General features: G+C 56.1%; 14 protein-coding genes. 3 read left to right on the top strand and 11 right to left on the bottom strand.

Annotated elements, in window-relative coordinates:
- Positions 1 to 17: 17 nt before the first annotated feature.
- From ACEN8Z_RS14800 to ACEN8Z_RS14750, 11 genes are all read right to left on the bottom strand, one after another.
- Positions 18 to 1,349 (bottom strand): MFS transporter, encoded by a 1,332-nt coding sequence (locus tag ACEN8Z_RS14800; protein WP_495594658.1) that lies wholly within the window; start codon positions 1,347 to 1,349, stop codon positions 18 to 20.
- 172 nt (positions 1,350 to 1,521) lie between these two features.
- Entirely contained in the window at positions 1,522 to 2,841 is a 1,320-nt protein-coding gene (locus tag ACEN8Z_RS14795) for an NAD(P)/FAD-dependent oxidoreductase (RefSeq protein ID WP_495594657.1), read from the bottom strand.
- Between the two features lie 99 nt (positions 2,842 to 2,940).
- Positions 2,941 to 3,663 carry a GntR family transcriptional regulator gene (locus ACEN8Z_RS14790; protein ID WP_116265415.1) on the bottom strand — a complete coding sequence of 241 codons (723 nt, stop codon included), beginning with the start codon at positions 3,661 to 3,663 and terminating at the stop codon, positions 2,941 to 2,943.
- Positions 3,664 to 3,961: 298 nt separating this feature from the next.
- Positions 3,962 to 4,945 carry a GlxA family transcriptional regulator gene (locus ACEN8Z_RS14785; protein ID WP_495598130.1) on the bottom strand — a complete coding sequence of 328 codons (984 nt, stop codon included), beginning with the start codon at positions 4,943 to 4,945 and terminating at the stop codon, positions 3,962 to 3,964.
- A 110-nt stretch (positions 4,946 to 5,055) separates the two neighbouring features.
- Positions 5,056 to 6,054: a 4-hydroxyproline epimerase gene (locus ACEN8Z_RS14780; protein WP_495594656.1), complete on the bottom strand. Its 999-nt coding sequence runs from the start codon at positions 6,052 to 6,054 to the stop codon at positions 5,056 to 5,058.
- 12 nt (positions 6,055 to 6,066) lie between these two features.
- Entirely contained in the window at positions 6,067 to 6,918 is an 852-nt protein-coding gene (locus ACEN8Z_RS14775; RefSeq protein ID WP_495594655.1) for an ABC transporter permease, read from the bottom strand.
- Positions 6,915 to 7,763: an ABC transporter permease gene (locus ACEN8Z_RS14770; protein WP_495594654.1), complete on the bottom strand. Its 849-nt coding sequence runs from the start codon at positions 7,761 to 7,763 to the stop codon at positions 6,915 to 6,917. Before ACEN8Z_RS14770 ends, ACEN8Z_RS14775 begins: the two co-directional genes overlap by 4 nt.
- Entirely contained in the window at positions 7,760 to 8,878 is a 1,119-nt protein-coding gene (locus ACEN8Z_RS14765) for a quaternary amine ABC transporter ATP-binding protein (protein ID WP_495594653.1), read from the bottom strand. Before ACEN8Z_RS14765 ends, ACEN8Z_RS14770 begins: the two co-directional genes overlap by 4 nt.
- A 78-nt stretch (positions 8,879 to 8,956) precedes the next feature.
- A complete protein-coding gene (locus ACEN8Z_RS14760; protein ID WP_495594652.1) occupies positions 8,957 to 9,805 on the bottom strand; it encodes a glycine betaine ABC transporter substrate-binding protein in 849 nt (282 codons plus the stop codon).
- A gap of 170 nt (positions 9,806 to 9,975) precedes the next feature.
- On the bottom strand, positions 9,976 to 10,662 hold the full coding sequence (locus tag ACEN8Z_RS14755) for a GntR family transcriptional regulator (protein WP_495594651.1): 687 nt from the start codon (positions 10,660 to 10,662) through the stop codon (positions 9,976 to 9,978).
- A gap of 492 nt (positions 10,663 to 11,154) precedes the next feature.
- On the bottom strand, positions 11,155 to 11,502 hold the full coding sequence (locus ACEN8Z_RS14750; RefSeq protein WP_495594650.1) for a hypothetical protein: 348 nt from the start codon (positions 11,500 to 11,502) through the stop codon (positions 11,155 to 11,157).
- A gap of 183 nt (positions 11,503 to 11,685) precedes the next feature.
- Between ACEN8Z_RS14750 and ACEN8Z_RS14745 the strand changes: the two genes are divergently transcribed.
- From ACEN8Z_RS14745 to ACEN8Z_RS14735, 3 genes are read left to right on the top strand one after another with little or no spacing between them, the layout of a single operon-like run.
- Positions 11,686 to 12,594 (top strand): peptidyl-prolyl cis-trans isomerase, encoded by a 909-nt coding sequence (locus ACEN8Z_RS14745; RefSeq protein WP_495594649.1) that lies wholly within the window; start codon positions 11,686 to 11,688, stop codon positions 12,592 to 12,594.
- Entirely contained in the window at positions 12,594 to 13,592 is a 999-nt protein-coding gene (locus tag ACEN8Z_RS14740) for a HupE/UreJ family protein (RefSeq protein ID WP_495594648.1), read from the top strand. The genes ACEN8Z_RS14745 and ACEN8Z_RS14740 overlap by 1 nt, the downstream gene beginning before the upstream one ends.
- Positions 13,593 to 13,631: 39 nt before the next feature.
- Positions 13,632 to 15,848, top strand: coding sequence for a DUF3604 domain-containing protein (locus ACEN8Z_RS14735; protein WP_495594647.1), 2,217 nt, complete (start codon positions 13,632 to 13,634; stop codon positions 15,846 to 15,848).
- Positions 15,849 to 16,218 lie beyond the last annotated feature (370 nt).

The raw sequence follows: 16,218 nt of genomic DNA, 5'->3' as shown, positions 1-16,218 counted from the left end.
AACTCATCGCATGCGGCTCAATTGCTCAGCGCCGCAGCATCACGCAAGTTCAACGAACGTGTTTCAGGTGCCATGGCCCATGCCGCCATCAGCCCGATAAAGGTGACCACAGCGGCCACATACATCGTGTTGCCAATACCCAGCGTCTGTAGCGAAACAGGGACCAGGTAAGTGCCAACCGCTGCTCCCACACGGGAAAGGGAAGTTCCGATGCCTACGGCAAATGCGCGAATCTCTGTAGGGAACAACTCGTTCGGATAAACCAGTTGCAGAACTTGTGCTCCGCCGATAAATACCGCATAGGCGCCGAACAGCAAGAGCACCAGCACTTCATTGCTGTGTGAAAAAGTCGCCAACCCCAACAGAGCCAGACCCGACCATAGAAAGCTGTGAATAAGCATGCAGCGCCGGCCAATCGTGTTAATCAGCCTTGTCGCAAGCACACAACCGACAACAAACAGCATCGTGATGGCCATGGAACCGTATGAGGCCCACTCCCCTTTCAGATTCAACGCCAGGAGAACCTTGGGGGCGAACGCATAGACTGCAAAAACAGGAATGATCGAGCAGGACCAGAAGATGGAAACAAAGAACAAGCGTTTCCCATACCCGGAGTGAAGCAAATCCCGGAATGACATTTTCTTCTGGTCTGGCTCTTCAGGAAGATCTCGAAGCGAATAGTGCTGACCGTACACATGCTTGATCACGCGCTCGGCAGCAGCCTCGCGCCCCTTGCTCAAGAGCCAGCGCGCGGACTCAGGGGTGCCGACACGCAGCAATAACAGCAACAGCCCGATGACGGAGGCACTCGCCAGGGCATAACGCCAGGCGTCATCCCCACCCACATTGAGGATTGAAGTGCCAACAACGTAGGCAAACGCCGCACCGGCAAACCACAGGATGGTCAGCGCCGCGAGCCTGGGGCCGCGTTGTTTCTTCGGCATGAACTCGACCAACAACGAGGTGGCCACCGGGTATTCAATACCCACCGCCAGACCGATGATAAATCTGAGAGCGAACAAAACCGGCGCTGACTCAACCCAAAACTGTGCCAACGAACAAATGATGAATAGCGTAGGCCCAACGAAATAAACCTTTTTGCGACCCAGCCTATCGGTCAACCAGCCACCGATGAAACCACCAAAAAACACCCCCATGAGTGCCGATGCGGCAATCATTCCTTGCCAGAACTCCGACAAGTTCAGGGCGGATGTTATTTGCATCATCGCGATACCGATAATGCTCAGTACATAACCGTCTACAAATGACCCACCCCCGGAACGGGCTGTCAGCAAACGGTGAAAATTATTGAGAGGAACATCCTCAATAGAGGTATTAGGACTTGTCATTATTGTCTCCTATTCCGCTTCGGTCATTCAGAGGGCTGAAGCGCAAACCCAAAATCCAGGCGAATCAAAGCCGCCTCGATAAGAAACCGTCAGCCTTAATGGACTAGCCAATAAGCTAAAAACTTCTAACCAATTATTTAACGTTTAACTTGCCTGTCAGCGTGATGCGTAATCAGCTTTCTTTCCCGGCCCGGCATTGCCCCCACAGCAAGTTCATATTCACACCTGCTGAAAGTAAGGGTTCCGGTGGGTTTCTGTTAGGCCCCGGGGACGACAACAGAAAATCGATCAGTGGATCGCTCTTGCCTGCCAGCCAGTCCGCCAACAAGGTTCCTGTCACCGTGCCACGGGTCACGCCCAGTCCATTGCAGCAAAGTGCACCGTAGACGTTGTTGGCCAGTTGCCCGAAGTGCGCCATGTGGTTGCGCGACAACGCCAGCGACCCGCCCCAGGTGTATTCGAAATTGACATCGGGGAGCATGGGAAACCTGCGATCGAACGAATCCTTGTGTCGCTGGATAAACCGCTCCAGGTATTTCTGATGGCTTCGTCCATCGGCATTGAAGCTGAAGCTGTTACGCACCAACAGGCGGTTATCCGTTGTCCGGCGCAATGTGGTGCCGAAAGGGTCGGCAGGAATAACACCCCAATAAGGTCGGCCTCCCAGGCGTGCCTGCTCTTCTTCCGTCAGCTGCCGGGTCAGGCTGCCGTAGGTGAAGATCGGCAGCATGCGCCCTTTCAGAAAGCCGAAGCTCATGGCGAACGCGTTATTGGTCAGCAGCAACTTGTCCGCAACAATACGACCGTTCTTATGGGTGAGGATGGTTTTGTCGCCATACTCCACTTCGGTAATCGGCGTGTTTTCATAAAGCGTCACGTTGGCCGGCAGGCTGTCGGCCAGGCCCTTTACCAAGGCGGCCGGCTGGATGAGTGCCGTACCCGGGGTGAACAGTGCCTTGCGATAGAAAGGCGTGCCGATGTGGTCCGGCAAGTCTTTCTCTTCGATCACTTCGTAATCTTGACCGAGCTTGTCCAGGCCACGGCGATAAGCATCCAGAACCGCGATGCCCCGGTCTTCAATGGCAGCCTGATACTTCCCGCACATACGCAACTGACAGTCGATCCGGTGTTTTTCCACGAGATCCTTCAGAATGCGCTGCCCTGTCAGGTTCAACGCCATACTGATTTTTGCCGTCTTGATATCGCCGATATAGTCATCGGCACCGATATCGTGTGGCAGGTCGATGGCAAACCCGGCATTTCTGCCTGAGGCCCCGTAACCGACCTCCTGGGCCTCGATCAGGACAATCTCGTCATCCGGGAAGTTCAGCGCCAGTTGGCGAGCCGCCGCTAGTCCGGTAAATCCGGCACCCAGCACGACCCAGCGGGCCGAGCGGATGCCGGAGTGGGACGGACGGGCCACTCTCGGCTGACTTAGGTGGAACCAGCCGCATGTAGAGTCATCTGCAGGTGTGTATCTGATTTTTGCCATTTTTCGCGACCTGGGCTCTTTTATATTTGTAATGACTAAAAGCGTCCCTTCTGCACGTTCTCATCACACGGTTCATGCAAGTGGCATCGGTACTGCTTTTTAGTAGGTAAGTGCTACATCCAACCCTTCCGGCGCGGCGTACTCGGACATTCGGCGGCGCGACAATTCCAGATGCGCTCGCACGATATCTCCCGCCAGAACCTGATCATGGTTTTCAATGGCACTGATCATGTCGTCATGTTGTTGCGCTGCCACCTCCAGGTCTTCTTGCATGTCCACTGTCGTGGGATGGCGATAGAAGATCTTCCCCAGCCGCGCATGGTCGATCAGCAGGCGCTGCAGGCTTGGCATCAAGTAGGCGTTGTGAGCCATCTTGCCGATCTGCAAATGGAACTCGTCGTTGTAGAGCACCCGCTTCTCTACATCTTTTTCTTCGATGGCCGTGCGGAACAACGCCTGAATGCGTTTCAGCTCTGCAATCTCGGATGGCGTTGCATGCGCTGCCGCCAATTGGGTGGTGGCGATGTAAATCAACGGCGCTGCCAGAAAAAAGCTTCTGAGCGACTGGTAACTCATCGACGAAACGCGGGCGGCCCGGTTCGCTTCAAGGTCGATGTATCCCTCAGCAGCCATCTGCCGCATGAGCTCGCGCACAGGGGGCCGGGAAAGGCCGAACTCGTCGCACAAGGCCAGTTCGTCAACGACTGCGCCAGGTGCCAGCTCCATGCTCAGGATCCGGCGACGTAACGCCTCTCCCAGCACCGCTTTACGGTCGACAGGCAGATCCGTGGAAGCCTGCAGATCGAGTTCTTTGATAGCCATTATTAGAAACCTTTGTACGGGTGAGTGAACGCTGTCTACTACCTGTATTCTCACTATAAAACAACATTATTCTTTGTGTCTACAATTAAAATACACACTCAAAACAACCTTTATCCTGAGGCGATGGATGGTTTGGGAGGCGTGGATATCGGGTGGCGCCGCAGCGCCGGATTTTGGTGCAAGCAGGCGTCAGGGCCGCTTCGCTTGCGCAATCAGAAGGGTGATCGTCGTGACACCGCCCAGGCATATCCCTGAGCGTGTTCACCTCACGAATGGCGGGTGCTGAATCACGGCTTCCTTACTTGACCAGCCGGACTTCCTTCGACGGGCGATAGCCAAAGTAAGAGCTGTAGCACTTGCTGAAATGGCTGGGTGAAACAAAGCCACAGGCAACCAGCACATCGACTTGCGAGAGCTCGGTATGCTGCAGGAGCCGACGCGCTTCGGTGATGCGCAACTCCAGGTAATAGCGTTGCGGCGTAGTGCCCAACTGCTCCCTGAACAGGCGTTCGAGTTGCCGGCGTGAACGACCGGCGTAGGCCGCCAGCTGCTCCAGCTCCAGCGGTTCTTCGAGGTTTGCATCCATCAGCTTGACCACCTCCCGTAACGGCGCACTCAAGCAGATGTTTTCTGTCGGTTTGATGCGCCGGTAGCGGGACTCTTCAAAAGCGAGAATGTCCTCGATGCCTTCGACCAGCGCTTTATCGTGCAACCCCTTGATCCAGTCCAGCGCCATGTGGAATGCCCCGGAAGGACTGGAGGCTGTAAGCCGGTCTCGGTCAATCACATAGGGCTCACTGCTGACCTGTGTCGCCTTGCAGAACTCGGCCAGTGCGGGACGGTGCTCGGGGTGAATGGCGCACCGGTAACCAGCGAGCAGTCCGGCACGCCCGAGGAACCATGCGCCATTCCATAATCCGGCGAGCGTGATGCCTAGCCCGGCAGCGGTCTTTAGTAATTGGATGAACTCATCTGAAGCCTTGAGCTCTGTCCTGTAACCGCCACAAATGACCAACAGATCCAGGTCTTTAAGCTCCGAACAATTGATACGGGCATCTGGCCGGATAACCAGGCCCAGGTCACTGACGACCTCCCCATCGTTCAAGCCGAACGTCTGGGACGAGAACAACTTTGGACGCAGAAGATTGGCGGTGACAATCGTATCCAGCGCCTGGGTGAACGCGGGTAGCGAGAAGTGCTCGAGCAATAGAAATCCGGCTCGAACCATTTGCGTCGGCTGGTTGGGGTTGTCATTCACATAGCGAAGATTCTTCCCCTTCATGCCCCCGCTAAACTGGCGTCTTTCGATCAATCTTCAATCCACTCTTTTACGTTCGAGAATGCGTCATTGGTCGTTGAGATGCCCATCTTCCTGACGCCACTCCTGCCGGGTCAAGCAAGCTGAAAGCCATGACGAAGGGGATCCTTGTCATCGACAAAAATGGTGTTGTGCCCGGTGATTTGCGCCCAGCCACCGATACTCGGCCTGATTCCGTCAAAGGTTCCCACTTTCACCGACGCTTCGACTTTGCCTTCGAAGATCGTACCGATCAGGCTTTCGTTGCGGTATGTCTCCCCGACCTTCAACCGCCCTTTGCCAAACAGTTGCGCCATTCGGGCCGAAGTACCTGTGCCACCGGGCGAGCGATCAATCGCCTTGTCACCGTAGAATACAGCACCGCGCCCGTCTGCTGCCGTCGAGTGTTCCTCGTCACACCAGATGACATGGTGAACGCCACTGATTCTGCTGTTCTCTGGATGCACGGGCTCACTGACTTCAGCCAGGGCGGCGCGCAGTTTCTGACTCAGGCTGACGATGTCTGCCGACGTCAAACCTTTCAAACCCGGCCAGTTTTCCTGCGGCTCGACCACCGCATAAAAATTACCGCCATAGGCAATGTCGACGATGAGCACGCCAATGCCAGGTACATCCACCACCACATCGGCACTGTGCAGATAACTGGCCACGTTGAACAGGCGGATGGAGTCAACATATTCACCGTTCATGGTGTAGTCGACATCCACGCGACCTGCCGGGGTCTCGATGACCAGCCGACCAGTTTCGCGAGGTGTGACCAGGCCTTCCTCAATGACAACCGTGGACAACCCGATGGTGCCCGCCCCGCACATGGGCAGGCACCCGCTGACCTCGATAAACAGGGCTCCGAAGTCGCAATCCTCACGGGAAGACGGATAGATGATCACGCCGGACATGATGTCGTGCCCTCGCGGCTCAAACATCAACGCCGTGCGTACCCAGTCATGATCGCGAACGAAAATCTCGCGGCGCTCCGCCATCGACACGGATGGCAACAACGGCCCGCCACCCGTCACGACGCGAACCGGGTTCCCGCACGCATGGGAATCAACACAAAAAAAGCTACGTCTCATTCTGAAAATCTCTCACACGAGCTTGCGTGGGGAATGACGCTGCAACGCGCCGCGAGACAGGCGATCCAGAAGGAGTGCGACAGCGACAATCGCCAGGCCGGCACGCAGGCCCAACCCCATCTCCATCCTGGTGAGGCCTCGGGTAACTTCAGCACCCAGCCCACCTGCCCCCACCAGACCGGCCAACACCACCATTGCCAGCGACAGGAGGATGCATTGGTTCAGTCCCACCAACAGCGTCGGCGCGGCAGTCGGCAATTCGATCTTGAACAGGATCGACCTCGGCGAAGCACCAATGGCCTGGCCCAGTTCAAGGAACTCCTTGGGCAGTTGCTTGAAGGCAAGGGTCGTCAATCTGAGCATCGGAGGAATGCCGTAGACGATGGTCGCAATGATCGCGGGCACCCGTCCCAGGCTGAACAGCATCACAGCCGGGATCAGGTAAACCCAAGGCGGTACGGTTTGCATGATGTTGAGGATCGGTAAGAACGCCTCGTCGACCCGCTTCACCCGTGCTGCCAGAACGCCGAGCGGAAAGGCGATGGATACCGAAATCAGCACCGCAACCGAGACCAGGGCAATAGTCTGCATGGAGGCGACCCACAGCCCGGAGAACAGACAGAATGCCAACATCAACCCGGCAAACAGGGCCACTTTTTTGTTGGCGAAAAAGAATGCCAACACCACTACCCCACCGATCAGGGCATAGGGATGCGGCGCAAGCAGTGCACCCTCAACGCCGCCCAGTACCGCCTCGATCACCTGGCTGATGACTTTGAACAGCCCATGCAAATTGGCGTTGAGCCAATCGACTGCGGGTGCGAGAAATGCGCCTGGTGAAAAATGGATTTCTGCTGAACTCATTTCGATTCTCCCATCCGGGAACGTGCAGCGCTCTGCGCTAATCGATCCAGAATCATGGTCAGGATCACGATGGCAATGGCGGCATTGATCGACTTGGCGATGTCCAGCGTGCGCACGGCACCATAGATCGATTCACCCAGGCCGCCGGAACCGACGATGCCGGCGATGACCACCATGCCGAAGGCCATCATCAGACTCTGGTTGACCCCGGCCATGATGCTTGGCATGGCAAACGGCAAACGGATCTTGAAAAACATCTGCCACCCGGTGACTCCGCTTGCGTCCCCCAGTTCGATGAACTCTTTTGGCGTCATGCGAATCCCCAGGGAGGTCAGGCGCATGGCGGGTGGCACAGCCACGATAAAAGTCGCCAACAGTGCCGTGGCGGTGCCATAGCCCAGCAACGCAATGGCCGGCAGCAAGTAGATGTAGGGTGGCATGGTCTGGATCAGATCCAGGAACGGATCGACGACCCGATCAAATGAAGGCGCCAGCCCCGCCAGCACGCCCAATGGAATCGCGACCACCAGGGCAAGCACGGTAGCGGTAAGCACCAGGGCAAGCGTGCTGACTGTTTCTGGCCACAAACCAATGACATCACAAAACAACAAGGCCAGCCCGGTAAGAATCGCGAAACGTAAACCGACAGCCCGCCAGCCGATCAGGGCAATGACAAGCGCAATGACGTAGTAAGGTGGGTAGGCGATGCACCACTGCACGCCTTCGTAAACGCCCTTCAAAAACGCATTGGTCGTGTCGAACACGGACTCTCCATTGTCCATCAGCCATTCAAGGCTCGAGTCGACGACCGAATCGAATTGGTTGGAAAAGTCAGGCGTGCTCATGTCGACGCCTCCAGTGCAGTAGCGGCCTTTGATACCGCAAACTCGTTGGGAATACCCTGGACGCCACGCAGTAAATCACGCGGGGTAATGATCCCCACCACCGCTCCGTTATCAACCACCGCGAGTGCGTCGCGCTCGGACTTCATCGTCAAGCCGATAAGCTCGTTGATATCCGCATCGACTGAGGTTTTGGTGAGCCTGGCGATGTCGCAGCCGGGGTTTGCCACCTTGAACGGCTCGACGGGCGTCATGACGGAATTTGCCCTGACCAGATGCAACCTGGAGATACCGGCGACAAATTCCGCGACATAATCGTCCGCAGGGTTTAGCACGATCTCCTCGGCGGTCCCCACCTGAATGATCGCGCCGTCCTTCATGATCGCGATGCGGTCGCCGATACGAATCGCTTCGTCCAGGTCGTGGGTGATGAATACAGCAGATTTGCCCAGCTCCTTGGTCAGTTGGCGGAACTCATCCTGCAACTGCCGGCGAATCAACGGATCGAGCGCACTGAAAGGCTCATCCATGAGAATCACTTCCGGGTCTGCGGTGATTGCCCGGGCCAGCCCTACCCGTTGCTGCATGCCTCCGGACAGTTCGCTGGGGTAGCGCGACATCCAGTCACTCAAACCGACTTTGGCCAAGGCCTGCTCGGCAACCTTGTAGCGCTCGACTTTACCCACGCCTTGAACTTCCAGGCCAAACGCCGTGTTCTCCAGAACCGTACGGTTAGGCAGCAACGCAACGCTCTGAAAAACCATGCCGATATGACGCGCTCTCACCTCACGCAGTTGTGCGGCATTCAACGACGAGAGTTCTTTGCCTTTGACTACGATCTTGCCGGCGCTGGGTGTGATGAGTTTGTTCAACAGCCTTATCAGGGTAGATTTGCCACTGCCTGACAATCCCATGATGCAGAAGATCTCTCCCCGGCGAACCTGGAGACTGACGTCCGAGACCCCGACCACGCAGCCGTAGTTTTGCAGGATCTGAGTCTTGGTGAGCCCCTGCTGAACAACGGCATTCATCGCAGCAGGTGCGGCTTTCCCGAAGACTTTCCAGACTGACTGGCAATCTATCAGCACTTCGTTGGTATCAATGTTGGGCGTTGTCATTTTTCGTACCCGTCGAACCAGTTTTTCTGGTTTTTCTAATGAATCAAAGGGCGGCAGTGGCGTTTAAAAAAGCACTCGTTACTTCTTTATGTTTTCCCAGCGCTTCAAAAGCTCTGCGTGCCCATCAGTCCAGCCCTGAATGGCTTGCTCCATGGTTTTGCCGTCCTTCACTTCACCGTTGATTGCAGTGATATCTGAAATCGGCACGTATACGCTGGCCATTACTTCACGTGCACGTGGGTATTCCTTTGAGAAATCCTTGTGGCCAATCCAGTAGTAACCCTGTGGCGGTGGGAAGACCCCCTTTGGATCCTTGAGGAACTTCAGGTCAAACTTCTGCGCCATCCATGACGGCTCCCACACAGTGACGGCAACCCACTCTTTACGATCGACCGCCGACTTCAATGCGGCTGTCATGGCAGCAGTACTGCCTTCGAGCAGTTGCAACTTGATGCCGTAGTCCTTGACTGCCTTGCTCGCGTCATTCATCAAGCCCGAACCAGGCTCGATACCGATGATCTTGTTGCCGAACTTTTCGGCGTTGTCATTGAGTTGCTCGATTGAATTGATGTCGACGTATTTTGGTACGGCGATCGCTTGGTAAAGGCCATAGGAAACCGGAGACAGTTTTTCCAGACGGTTTTTGTTTTTGTTCCAGTAGTCATTCGCCGCGTAGTCGGTTTGTGAGGCAAGAACCTGAATATCACCTTTGGTCAGAGCGGCATAAGCAATGCCCCACTCGGAAAACTCGATGACTTTTACGCTATAACCGGAGTCTTCAAGCACCTTTTTGGTAATACCGGTAATGGGTGTCAAGTCTTCCCAGGTCAACGTGCCCATGGTGATTGTTTTTTCTTCTGCGTGAACAGGCAGCATTACCATGCCCATCATCGCGACCGCGCAGACTGCCTTCCAAATCTTTTTCATGGCGTTCCTCGACCTACATTAATACTTTTTATATTAGTCTCTAAACAATAGAGACCCGTGGTGCACAGCTATAAGCTCACCATTTGTTTCAGTTGTTGTTGCCTATCAATCCGTAACCGGATTGATATCAACCCGTATCGATCCTCAAGCCAACTAAGCGAGAACCGGTATTATTTAAATGGAGATGGCAGGTCTGCCTTCATTCCATGGGGGGCGATAAACATTTCCATGTTTTCGCGAGAGAGTTCCCAATGTTCAAAGACGAGGTCAACCACAGCGCTCTCGTCACGCTTCTCAATGGCTTCAATAAAAGAATCGTGGTGCTCTGCGGAAAGCTGTAGTCGTTGCTCCATGTCCTCATCTCGAGGGCGGAAAAATGTATGGCCAATCCGCGCGTGATCAATCAGCAGCCTTTCGAGGCTGGGTTCAAGGTACTGATTACCTGACATTTCACCCATGATTGCGTGGAATCGATTGTTTTCCACGACCATCATCAGGGCATCACGCGACACCGTCGCAGCACGGAAACGGCGTTGCGTTTCCTTTAGGTCAACCAGTTGATGAGCCTTGAAATTCTGAACGGCCAGGCGACCTATCGCGGCGTACACCATGGGGGCAACCAGGAAAAAGTTTCGCAGTGTCGAGTGGTTCATGGGAATCACCCGGGCACCGCGGTTCTCCCTGATATCGATGTACCCCTCACCGGCAAGACGTCGAAACACTTCCCGTACCGGGGTTCTCGAAAGCCCGTACCGCTCGCTGATAGCGACCTCATCCAACGCCTCGTCCGGATCCAGTTCCATCGTGAGGATCTGGCGCTTGAGGTCGTCATAAAGAATGCTCTTGCCGTTTTTCACAATGACCTCCCAAGGCAGTCAAATCAGCGGTTACGGCTTGTTGTTGAATTCAGATTCGCACGGGGCTCGGGTGTCGTCAATGCTTTGTATTTTTTATGTATACACAGAAAATACTGTAAGAACACACATAGAAAATCAATTTATTGCTTAAAAATCAGCTTGTTATATTTTTTTATCGGATTCGCGTCGTCGTTAACAGAAATGTCACCTGTCGCAAATTGAACGGCTCTTCGGCCCCTCGATCAGGCAGAGATCCAAATCGGATGTCCGCAGACGCCATGGACAAGGCCGCAAGCGACATGCTCTTTCCGGGACACAAAGGCATGGAACGATTTAGCCAATCTGTTGCGTCGACCGGTTGAATCCACAGCCAATAGCAGTGATTGAACTGTTGCCCTGACTTCGAATCATCAGGAGTACTGCAACCGACAAGGAGCCCCCTGTAACCGTCGGATTTGTCGGCGCCTGAAAACGCATATAACCAGGTGCTGACTACGTCTGTGAGTTCCTCTTCTGGCTTGTCATTGCCCGAATCAAAAGTACCGTCATGATCCCGTGCAAGACGACCACTGGCCACAAAAGTACCCCACTCGATTCGCCCGAGATGCCAACGTAGGCGAGATAAAGCGCAACCGCTGCGTTATAGATCAACATCCCGAACATTGCTGGTCCGGGCCAGCAGGCGACCGCCAATGCGATGAGGGCGATGCCGGCCACGCGGACGATGACGCCCGTCAGTTCGATGCCGAGCAGAAGTTGCCCGACCAGCGATGGGACAAGTATCAGCGCCACGCCAGTGGCTGCCTCGATGATCGCGGCGAAAACCAGCAGTCCTTTCATTACATGGACGCTCCATCCCGGGCTGTATAGGTGCAAGACTGCACGGGCTCGGGAAATTGATTAATCCGATTGCGACTAATGCTTATTGCTTATCGTGATTAACCCCGGTGGAAAGTTCCGGCCCAGCAGCAATACTCCACTCTGCTTCGAAAACCATTCGAGTATAGCGTGGAGCAATAAGTCATGAACTTAAGCGTCTGCGAAGCGAAAGAATCTCGACTTTCGTTGATCAAGCGATGCCTTCGCCAGCCGTTACTGCACTTTTTAATCGCCGGTTTTGCACTCTTTGTGTTGTATGGAGGTTTGCACCGTTCAACGGTCAATCAAGATCCACAACGCATCGAAATCACTCCTGAAGTTGTTCAGCGGATCGCGATTTCCTGGCTGGCGCGATGGCAACGCCCCGCCTCGGAGCAACAGTTGCAGGGCCTGATTGATGAATATGTGAAAGAGGAAATCCTCTATCGCGAAGCACTGAAACTTGGCCTGGATAAAGACGACACCATCATTCGCCGCCGACTGGCGCAAAAAATGGATTTCCTCGCCGAAGATGCAGCGTCACTTCGCGAACCGGCACCCGGTGTACTTGAAGCCTGGTACAACCAGCATCAGGACCAATATGCCCCGCCGCCACTGGCGACCTTCCATCATGTGTTCTTCGCCCTGGATAAACGTGGTGCGGATGCGCAGGCCCAGGCTCAGGCCGCGCTAAGAGAGTTGACTGACAAGAATAGCGGTGAAGGCGATGCCTTCATGTTTAAAAGCGCCTACACGGAGCAATCACAGGATCAAGTGGCGCGGGTCTTTGGTTCAAAGTTCGCCCTTTCGTTGTTCCAGCAAACGCCGGGTAGTTGGGTGGGGCCTGTGGAGTCAGGTTTTGGCTGGCATCTGGTGTGGATCGATACGCTGGCCAAACCACCGGCACCGTCTTTCGAAACCGTAGCCCAACAGGTCAAGTCCGATTGGTTGTCCGGGCAACGCAGCGAATCGAAACGCGCGAATTTCGATGCGCTCAAAGCACGCTATGAAGTCGTGGTGATGATGCCGACGACCACCAGCGCCATTGCCGCCACTCAAGCCGAGCGGCCGTGATGAGGCGCACGGTCTGGCTGCTGTTGCTGCTCGGGTTTATCGGGCTGACCGCCATGGCCCATGAGTCGCGCCCTGCTTACCTGGAACTCAACGAAACAACTGCCGGGCGCTATGACGTTGTGTGGCGCACGCCGGTGCTGTCAGGCATGCGATTGCCGATTGCGCTGCGGTTTGCCGAAGGTGTGCGTACTGTCGCTGACCCGGTGGAAAGCGAACTGAACGATTCACTGATCGAGCGCCGGATCATTGATGCCGGTCCCGCAGGCCTGGTCGGGCAGCGCATCGAATTCATTGGCCTGCAAGCGAGCATCACCGACGTGCTGGTGCGTGTCTCGCGCCTGGATGGCAGCCTGGCGACCACCCTCGTCCACCCTGCGCAACCCTGGATAGAAATCGCTGCCACGCCGGAAGCGTTCTCGGTGGCCGGTGCGTTTCTGGTCCATGGCATCCAGCACATCCTGGGGGGCTTCGATCACCTGCTGTTCGTCTTCGGTCTCCTGCTGCTGGTGGGTAATGGCTGGATGCTGGTGAAGACCATTACCGCGTTCACCCTCGCCCACTCCATCACCCTGGCGCTCGCAGCATTGGGTGCGGTGCGGCTTCCCGGCCCGCCTGTGGAAGCGACGATTGCGCTGAGCATTCTGTTGCTGGCGGTGGAAATCGCCCGCAAGAACCGTGGTGACGTCAGCTTCACCCTCCAATGGCCATGGGTGGTGGCGTTCTGTTTTGGCTTGTTGCATGGCTTTGGTTTTGCCGGTGCGCTGGCGCAAATCGGCCTGCCCCAGCGCGACCTGCCACTGGCGCTGTTCACTTTCAATGTCGGCGTCGAAATCGGCCAGTTGATGTTTGTCGCCGCCGTGCTGAGCCTGCGAGCGCTGTTGCTGCGTTGTCGGCTGCCACGGCCCGCGCTCCTGTATGCCCGGCCTGTTGCTTCCTACGGGTTGGGAACGCTGGCTGCCTTCTGGTTTTTCGAACGAGTCTTGGGCTTCTGGGCCTGAACTTCACCCTGTCACTGCCGTTTTCCGGAGACGTGGAATATGAAAACCCTTACACACTTCACCACGCCGTCACTGCTCGGTTGCGCCGTGCTGACTGTCAGCACATTGGCATTGGCGGAGGGCAACCCGGATCGCGAGGTTTACTTTGGCCAGACGCACTCGCACAGCTCCTGGTCGATTGATGCCTATCTGATCGGCAACCATCAGGTCGATCCCGAGCAAGCCTACCAGTACTCGCTTGGCATGCCGGTCAAGCATCCGATGGGGTTTGAAGTGAAGCTCAAAGGCCGACCGCTGGATTTCCATGGCGTGACCGATCATTCGGAATACGTGGGCGTGATCGCGCTGGCCAACGATCCGAAGTCAGACTTCAGTAAACTGCCCATCGCGCAAAAACTGATAGCCAAGACTCCGGAGGATTTCAACCGGGTGTTCAAATGGATCGCCGGCAGCTTGAACAATCCCATCAAGGAGCTGATTGATCCGAAGGTTGCCGGCAACATCTGGCAGCAGAACATCGCCATCGCCGACAAGTATTACAAGCCCGGCAAGTTCACCACCTTCGTCGCCTATGAATGGACCTCGGCACCGAACAATCAAAACATGCACCGCAACGTGTTTTTCCGCGACTCGAAGAAGGTGCCGGACCTGCCCTTCACGGCGCTCGACTCGAGCAAACCCGAGGACTTGTGGGGCTGGATGGACGATCAACGCAAAAAGGGCAACGAGGTGCTGGCGATCTCCCACAATGCCAACCTCAGCAACGGCCTGATGTTTCCGGTGGACGTCGATGACCGTGGCCGCCCCATCGATGCCGCGTGGGCCGAAACGCGGATGCGCAATGAATCCCTCACCGAAATTCACCAGGTCAAGGGCACCTCCGAAACCCACCCCGAGCTGTCGCCGACCGACGAATTCGCCAATTACGAAATCATGAGTTTCCTGATCGGCATCGACAACAGCACGTCGAAACTCAACGGCAGCTACATCAGGCAAGCCTGGCAAAACGGCATGGCCTTGCAGGAAGCCCGTGGATACAACCCGTACAAAATGGGCGTGGTCGGCGCCAGCGACTCGCACAACGGGGTGATTCCCTATTCGCAGAGCAACAACTTCGGCTCCCACGGTTTCACCGACAGCACCCCGGCGGCGCGTCTTTCCGGCAAACAGAACTCGGGCATGTTGGCCCTGCAAACCAGCACGTCCGGGCTGGCCGGCGTCTGGGCGGAAGAAAACACCCGTGAATCGATCTTCGATGCCATGAAGCGTAAAGAAGTCTACGGCACCAGCGGCGTGCGCATCCCCGTGCGCATCTTTGGTGGCTGGGGTTTCGACAACAGTCTGTGGAACGACAAAGACTGGGTGCATGCCGCCTACGCCAAGGGCGTTCCCATGGGCGGCGACTTGCCGGCAAAATCGGGCAAACAGGCACCGTCCTTCGTGGTGTGGGCCGTCAAGGATGCCGACGATGGCAACCTCGACCGAATCCAGATCATCAAGGGCTGGACCAGAAACGGCCAGACCTTCGAGAAGATCTACGACGTCGCCTGGTCCGGTGATCGCCAACCGGACCAGGTCACCGGCAAGGTCCCACCGGTGGGCTCGACGGTCGATGTTTCCAAAGCGACCTACACCAACACCATCGGTGCCACCGAGCTGAAAAAAGTCTGGGTCGATCCGGATTTCGATCCGGCCCAGCACGCGTTCTACTACGCCCGTGTGCTACAGATTCCGACACCGCGCTGGAGCACCTATGACGCGGCCAAGTTGCAAGTACCGCCACCGGCCGACGTCTCCCCCACCGTCCAGGAGCGCGCGTGGACCTCACCGATCTGGTACACGCCGACAGCCGAGGACAGCAAGTCTGTCGCTGGCGGCAAAACCATCGATCAACTGAAAACCGATGGCGCCAAAGCGCTCACCAACGAGCAGTTGCAAGCCTTCGTGGTGGGCAAAACCATCAAGGTGCGCAATACCGTCACCGGCCAGACCTTCGAAATCGTCTATGGCACCGACGGCCAACGCCTGGTCGCCAGCGTCGACGGCAAGCCGCCCGCCGAGGGGGAATACCTGAACATGCTGCATGGCGGTCAGTTCGGCGTGCCGGCCAAGTATGAAATCAAGGACGGACATCTGCTGACAACACTCGGCGGCACGCCCTTCGAGGCCACGGTATTCGAGCAGAACGGCAAGTACGTAGTGGCTCGCAGCAACGAATTCGGTTATGTGAATTATGAGGTTGAGCAGGTCAAGTAGCGCCGAGGCCAGCACCGGTGCTTTGCATCCATCGGTGCTGGCAGATTGTCGCGCAATGACAGGCATTACCGCAGATCCAAAAGAAAGCCGTTCGCGTATCGGCCCTGATATCCAGACATTGATGTCTGAATGGACACTGTTGCCGATAGCAGGCATCGATGGACCGCTATATTGGGTCGGTTTGAGGTTTTTTGCTTCGTGCAGGCACGCCTATCCCGTAGCAGGCGGCCCTTGAGATGTAAGTTTGGTCAGACGCCGGAGGTTCTGTGCCGCGGCCGCCAGCGTGAACTCATCGGTCGCGCCACCAACTCCACGGACTTGCGCGCCGGCACCAACACCGCGATAGCGCAGGCGGTCACGGCGTCTGGTG

The organism is Pseudomonas sp. Pseusp10 (assembly GCF_059492225.1).
This window is presented reverse-complemented; position numbering and strand designations above follow the sequence as displayed.

Bases quoted from the DNA above. Each gene is read 5' to 3' on its own strand.
- ACEN8Z_RS14775 (WP_495594655.1), bottom strand. From the start codon at position 6,918: ATGAGTTCAGCAGAAATCCATTTTTCACCAGGCGCATTTCTCGCACCC.
- ACEN8Z_RS14800 (WP_495594658.1), bottom strand. From the start codon at position 1,349: ATGACAAGTCCTAATACCTCTATTGAGGATGTTCCTCTCAATAATTTT.
- ACEN8Z_RS14745 (WP_495594649.1), top strand. From the start codon at position 11,686: ATGAACTTAAGCGTCTGCGAAGCGAAAGAATCTCGACTTTCGTTGATC.
- ACEN8Z_RS14795 (WP_495594657.1), bottom strand. From the start codon at position 2,841: ATGGCAAAAATCAGATACACACCTGCAGATGACTCTACATGCGGCTGG.
- ACEN8Z_RS14750 (WP_495594650.1), bottom strand. From the start codon at position 11,502: ATGAAAGGACTGCTGGTTTTCGCCGCGATCATCGAGGCAGCCACTGGC.
- ACEN8Z_RS14770 (WP_495594654.1), bottom strand. From the start codon at position 7,763: ATGAGCACGCCTGACTTTTCCAACCAATTCGATTCGGTCGTCGACTCG.
- ACEN8Z_RS14765 (WP_495594653.1), bottom strand. From the start codon at position 8,878: ATGACAACGCCCAACATTGATACCAACGAAGTGCTGATAGATTGCCAG.
- ACEN8Z_RS14735 (WP_495594647.1), top strand. From the start codon at position 13,632: ATGAAAACCCTTACACACTTCACCACGCCGTCACTGCTCGGTTGCGCC.
- ACEN8Z_RS14790 (WP_116265415.1), bottom strand. From the start codon at position 3,663: ATGGCTATCAAAGAACTCGATCTGCAGGCTTCCACGGATCTGCCTGTC.
- ACEN8Z_RS14760 (WP_495594652.1), bottom strand. From the start codon at position 9,805: ATGAAAAAGATTTGGAAGGCAGTCTGCGCGGTCGCGATGATGGGCATG.
- ACEN8Z_RS14780 (WP_495594656.1), bottom strand. From the start codon at position 6,054: ATGAGACGTAGCTTTTTTTGTGTTGATTCCCATGCGTGCGGGAACCCG.
- ACEN8Z_RS14740 (WP_495594648.1), top strand. From the start codon at position 12,594: ATGAGGCGCACGGTCTGGCTGCTGTTGCTGCTCGGGTTTATCGGGCTG.
- ACEN8Z_RS14785 (WP_495598130.1), bottom strand. From the start codon at position 4,945: ATGAAGGGGAAGAATCTTCGCTATGTGAATGACAACCCCAACCAGCCG.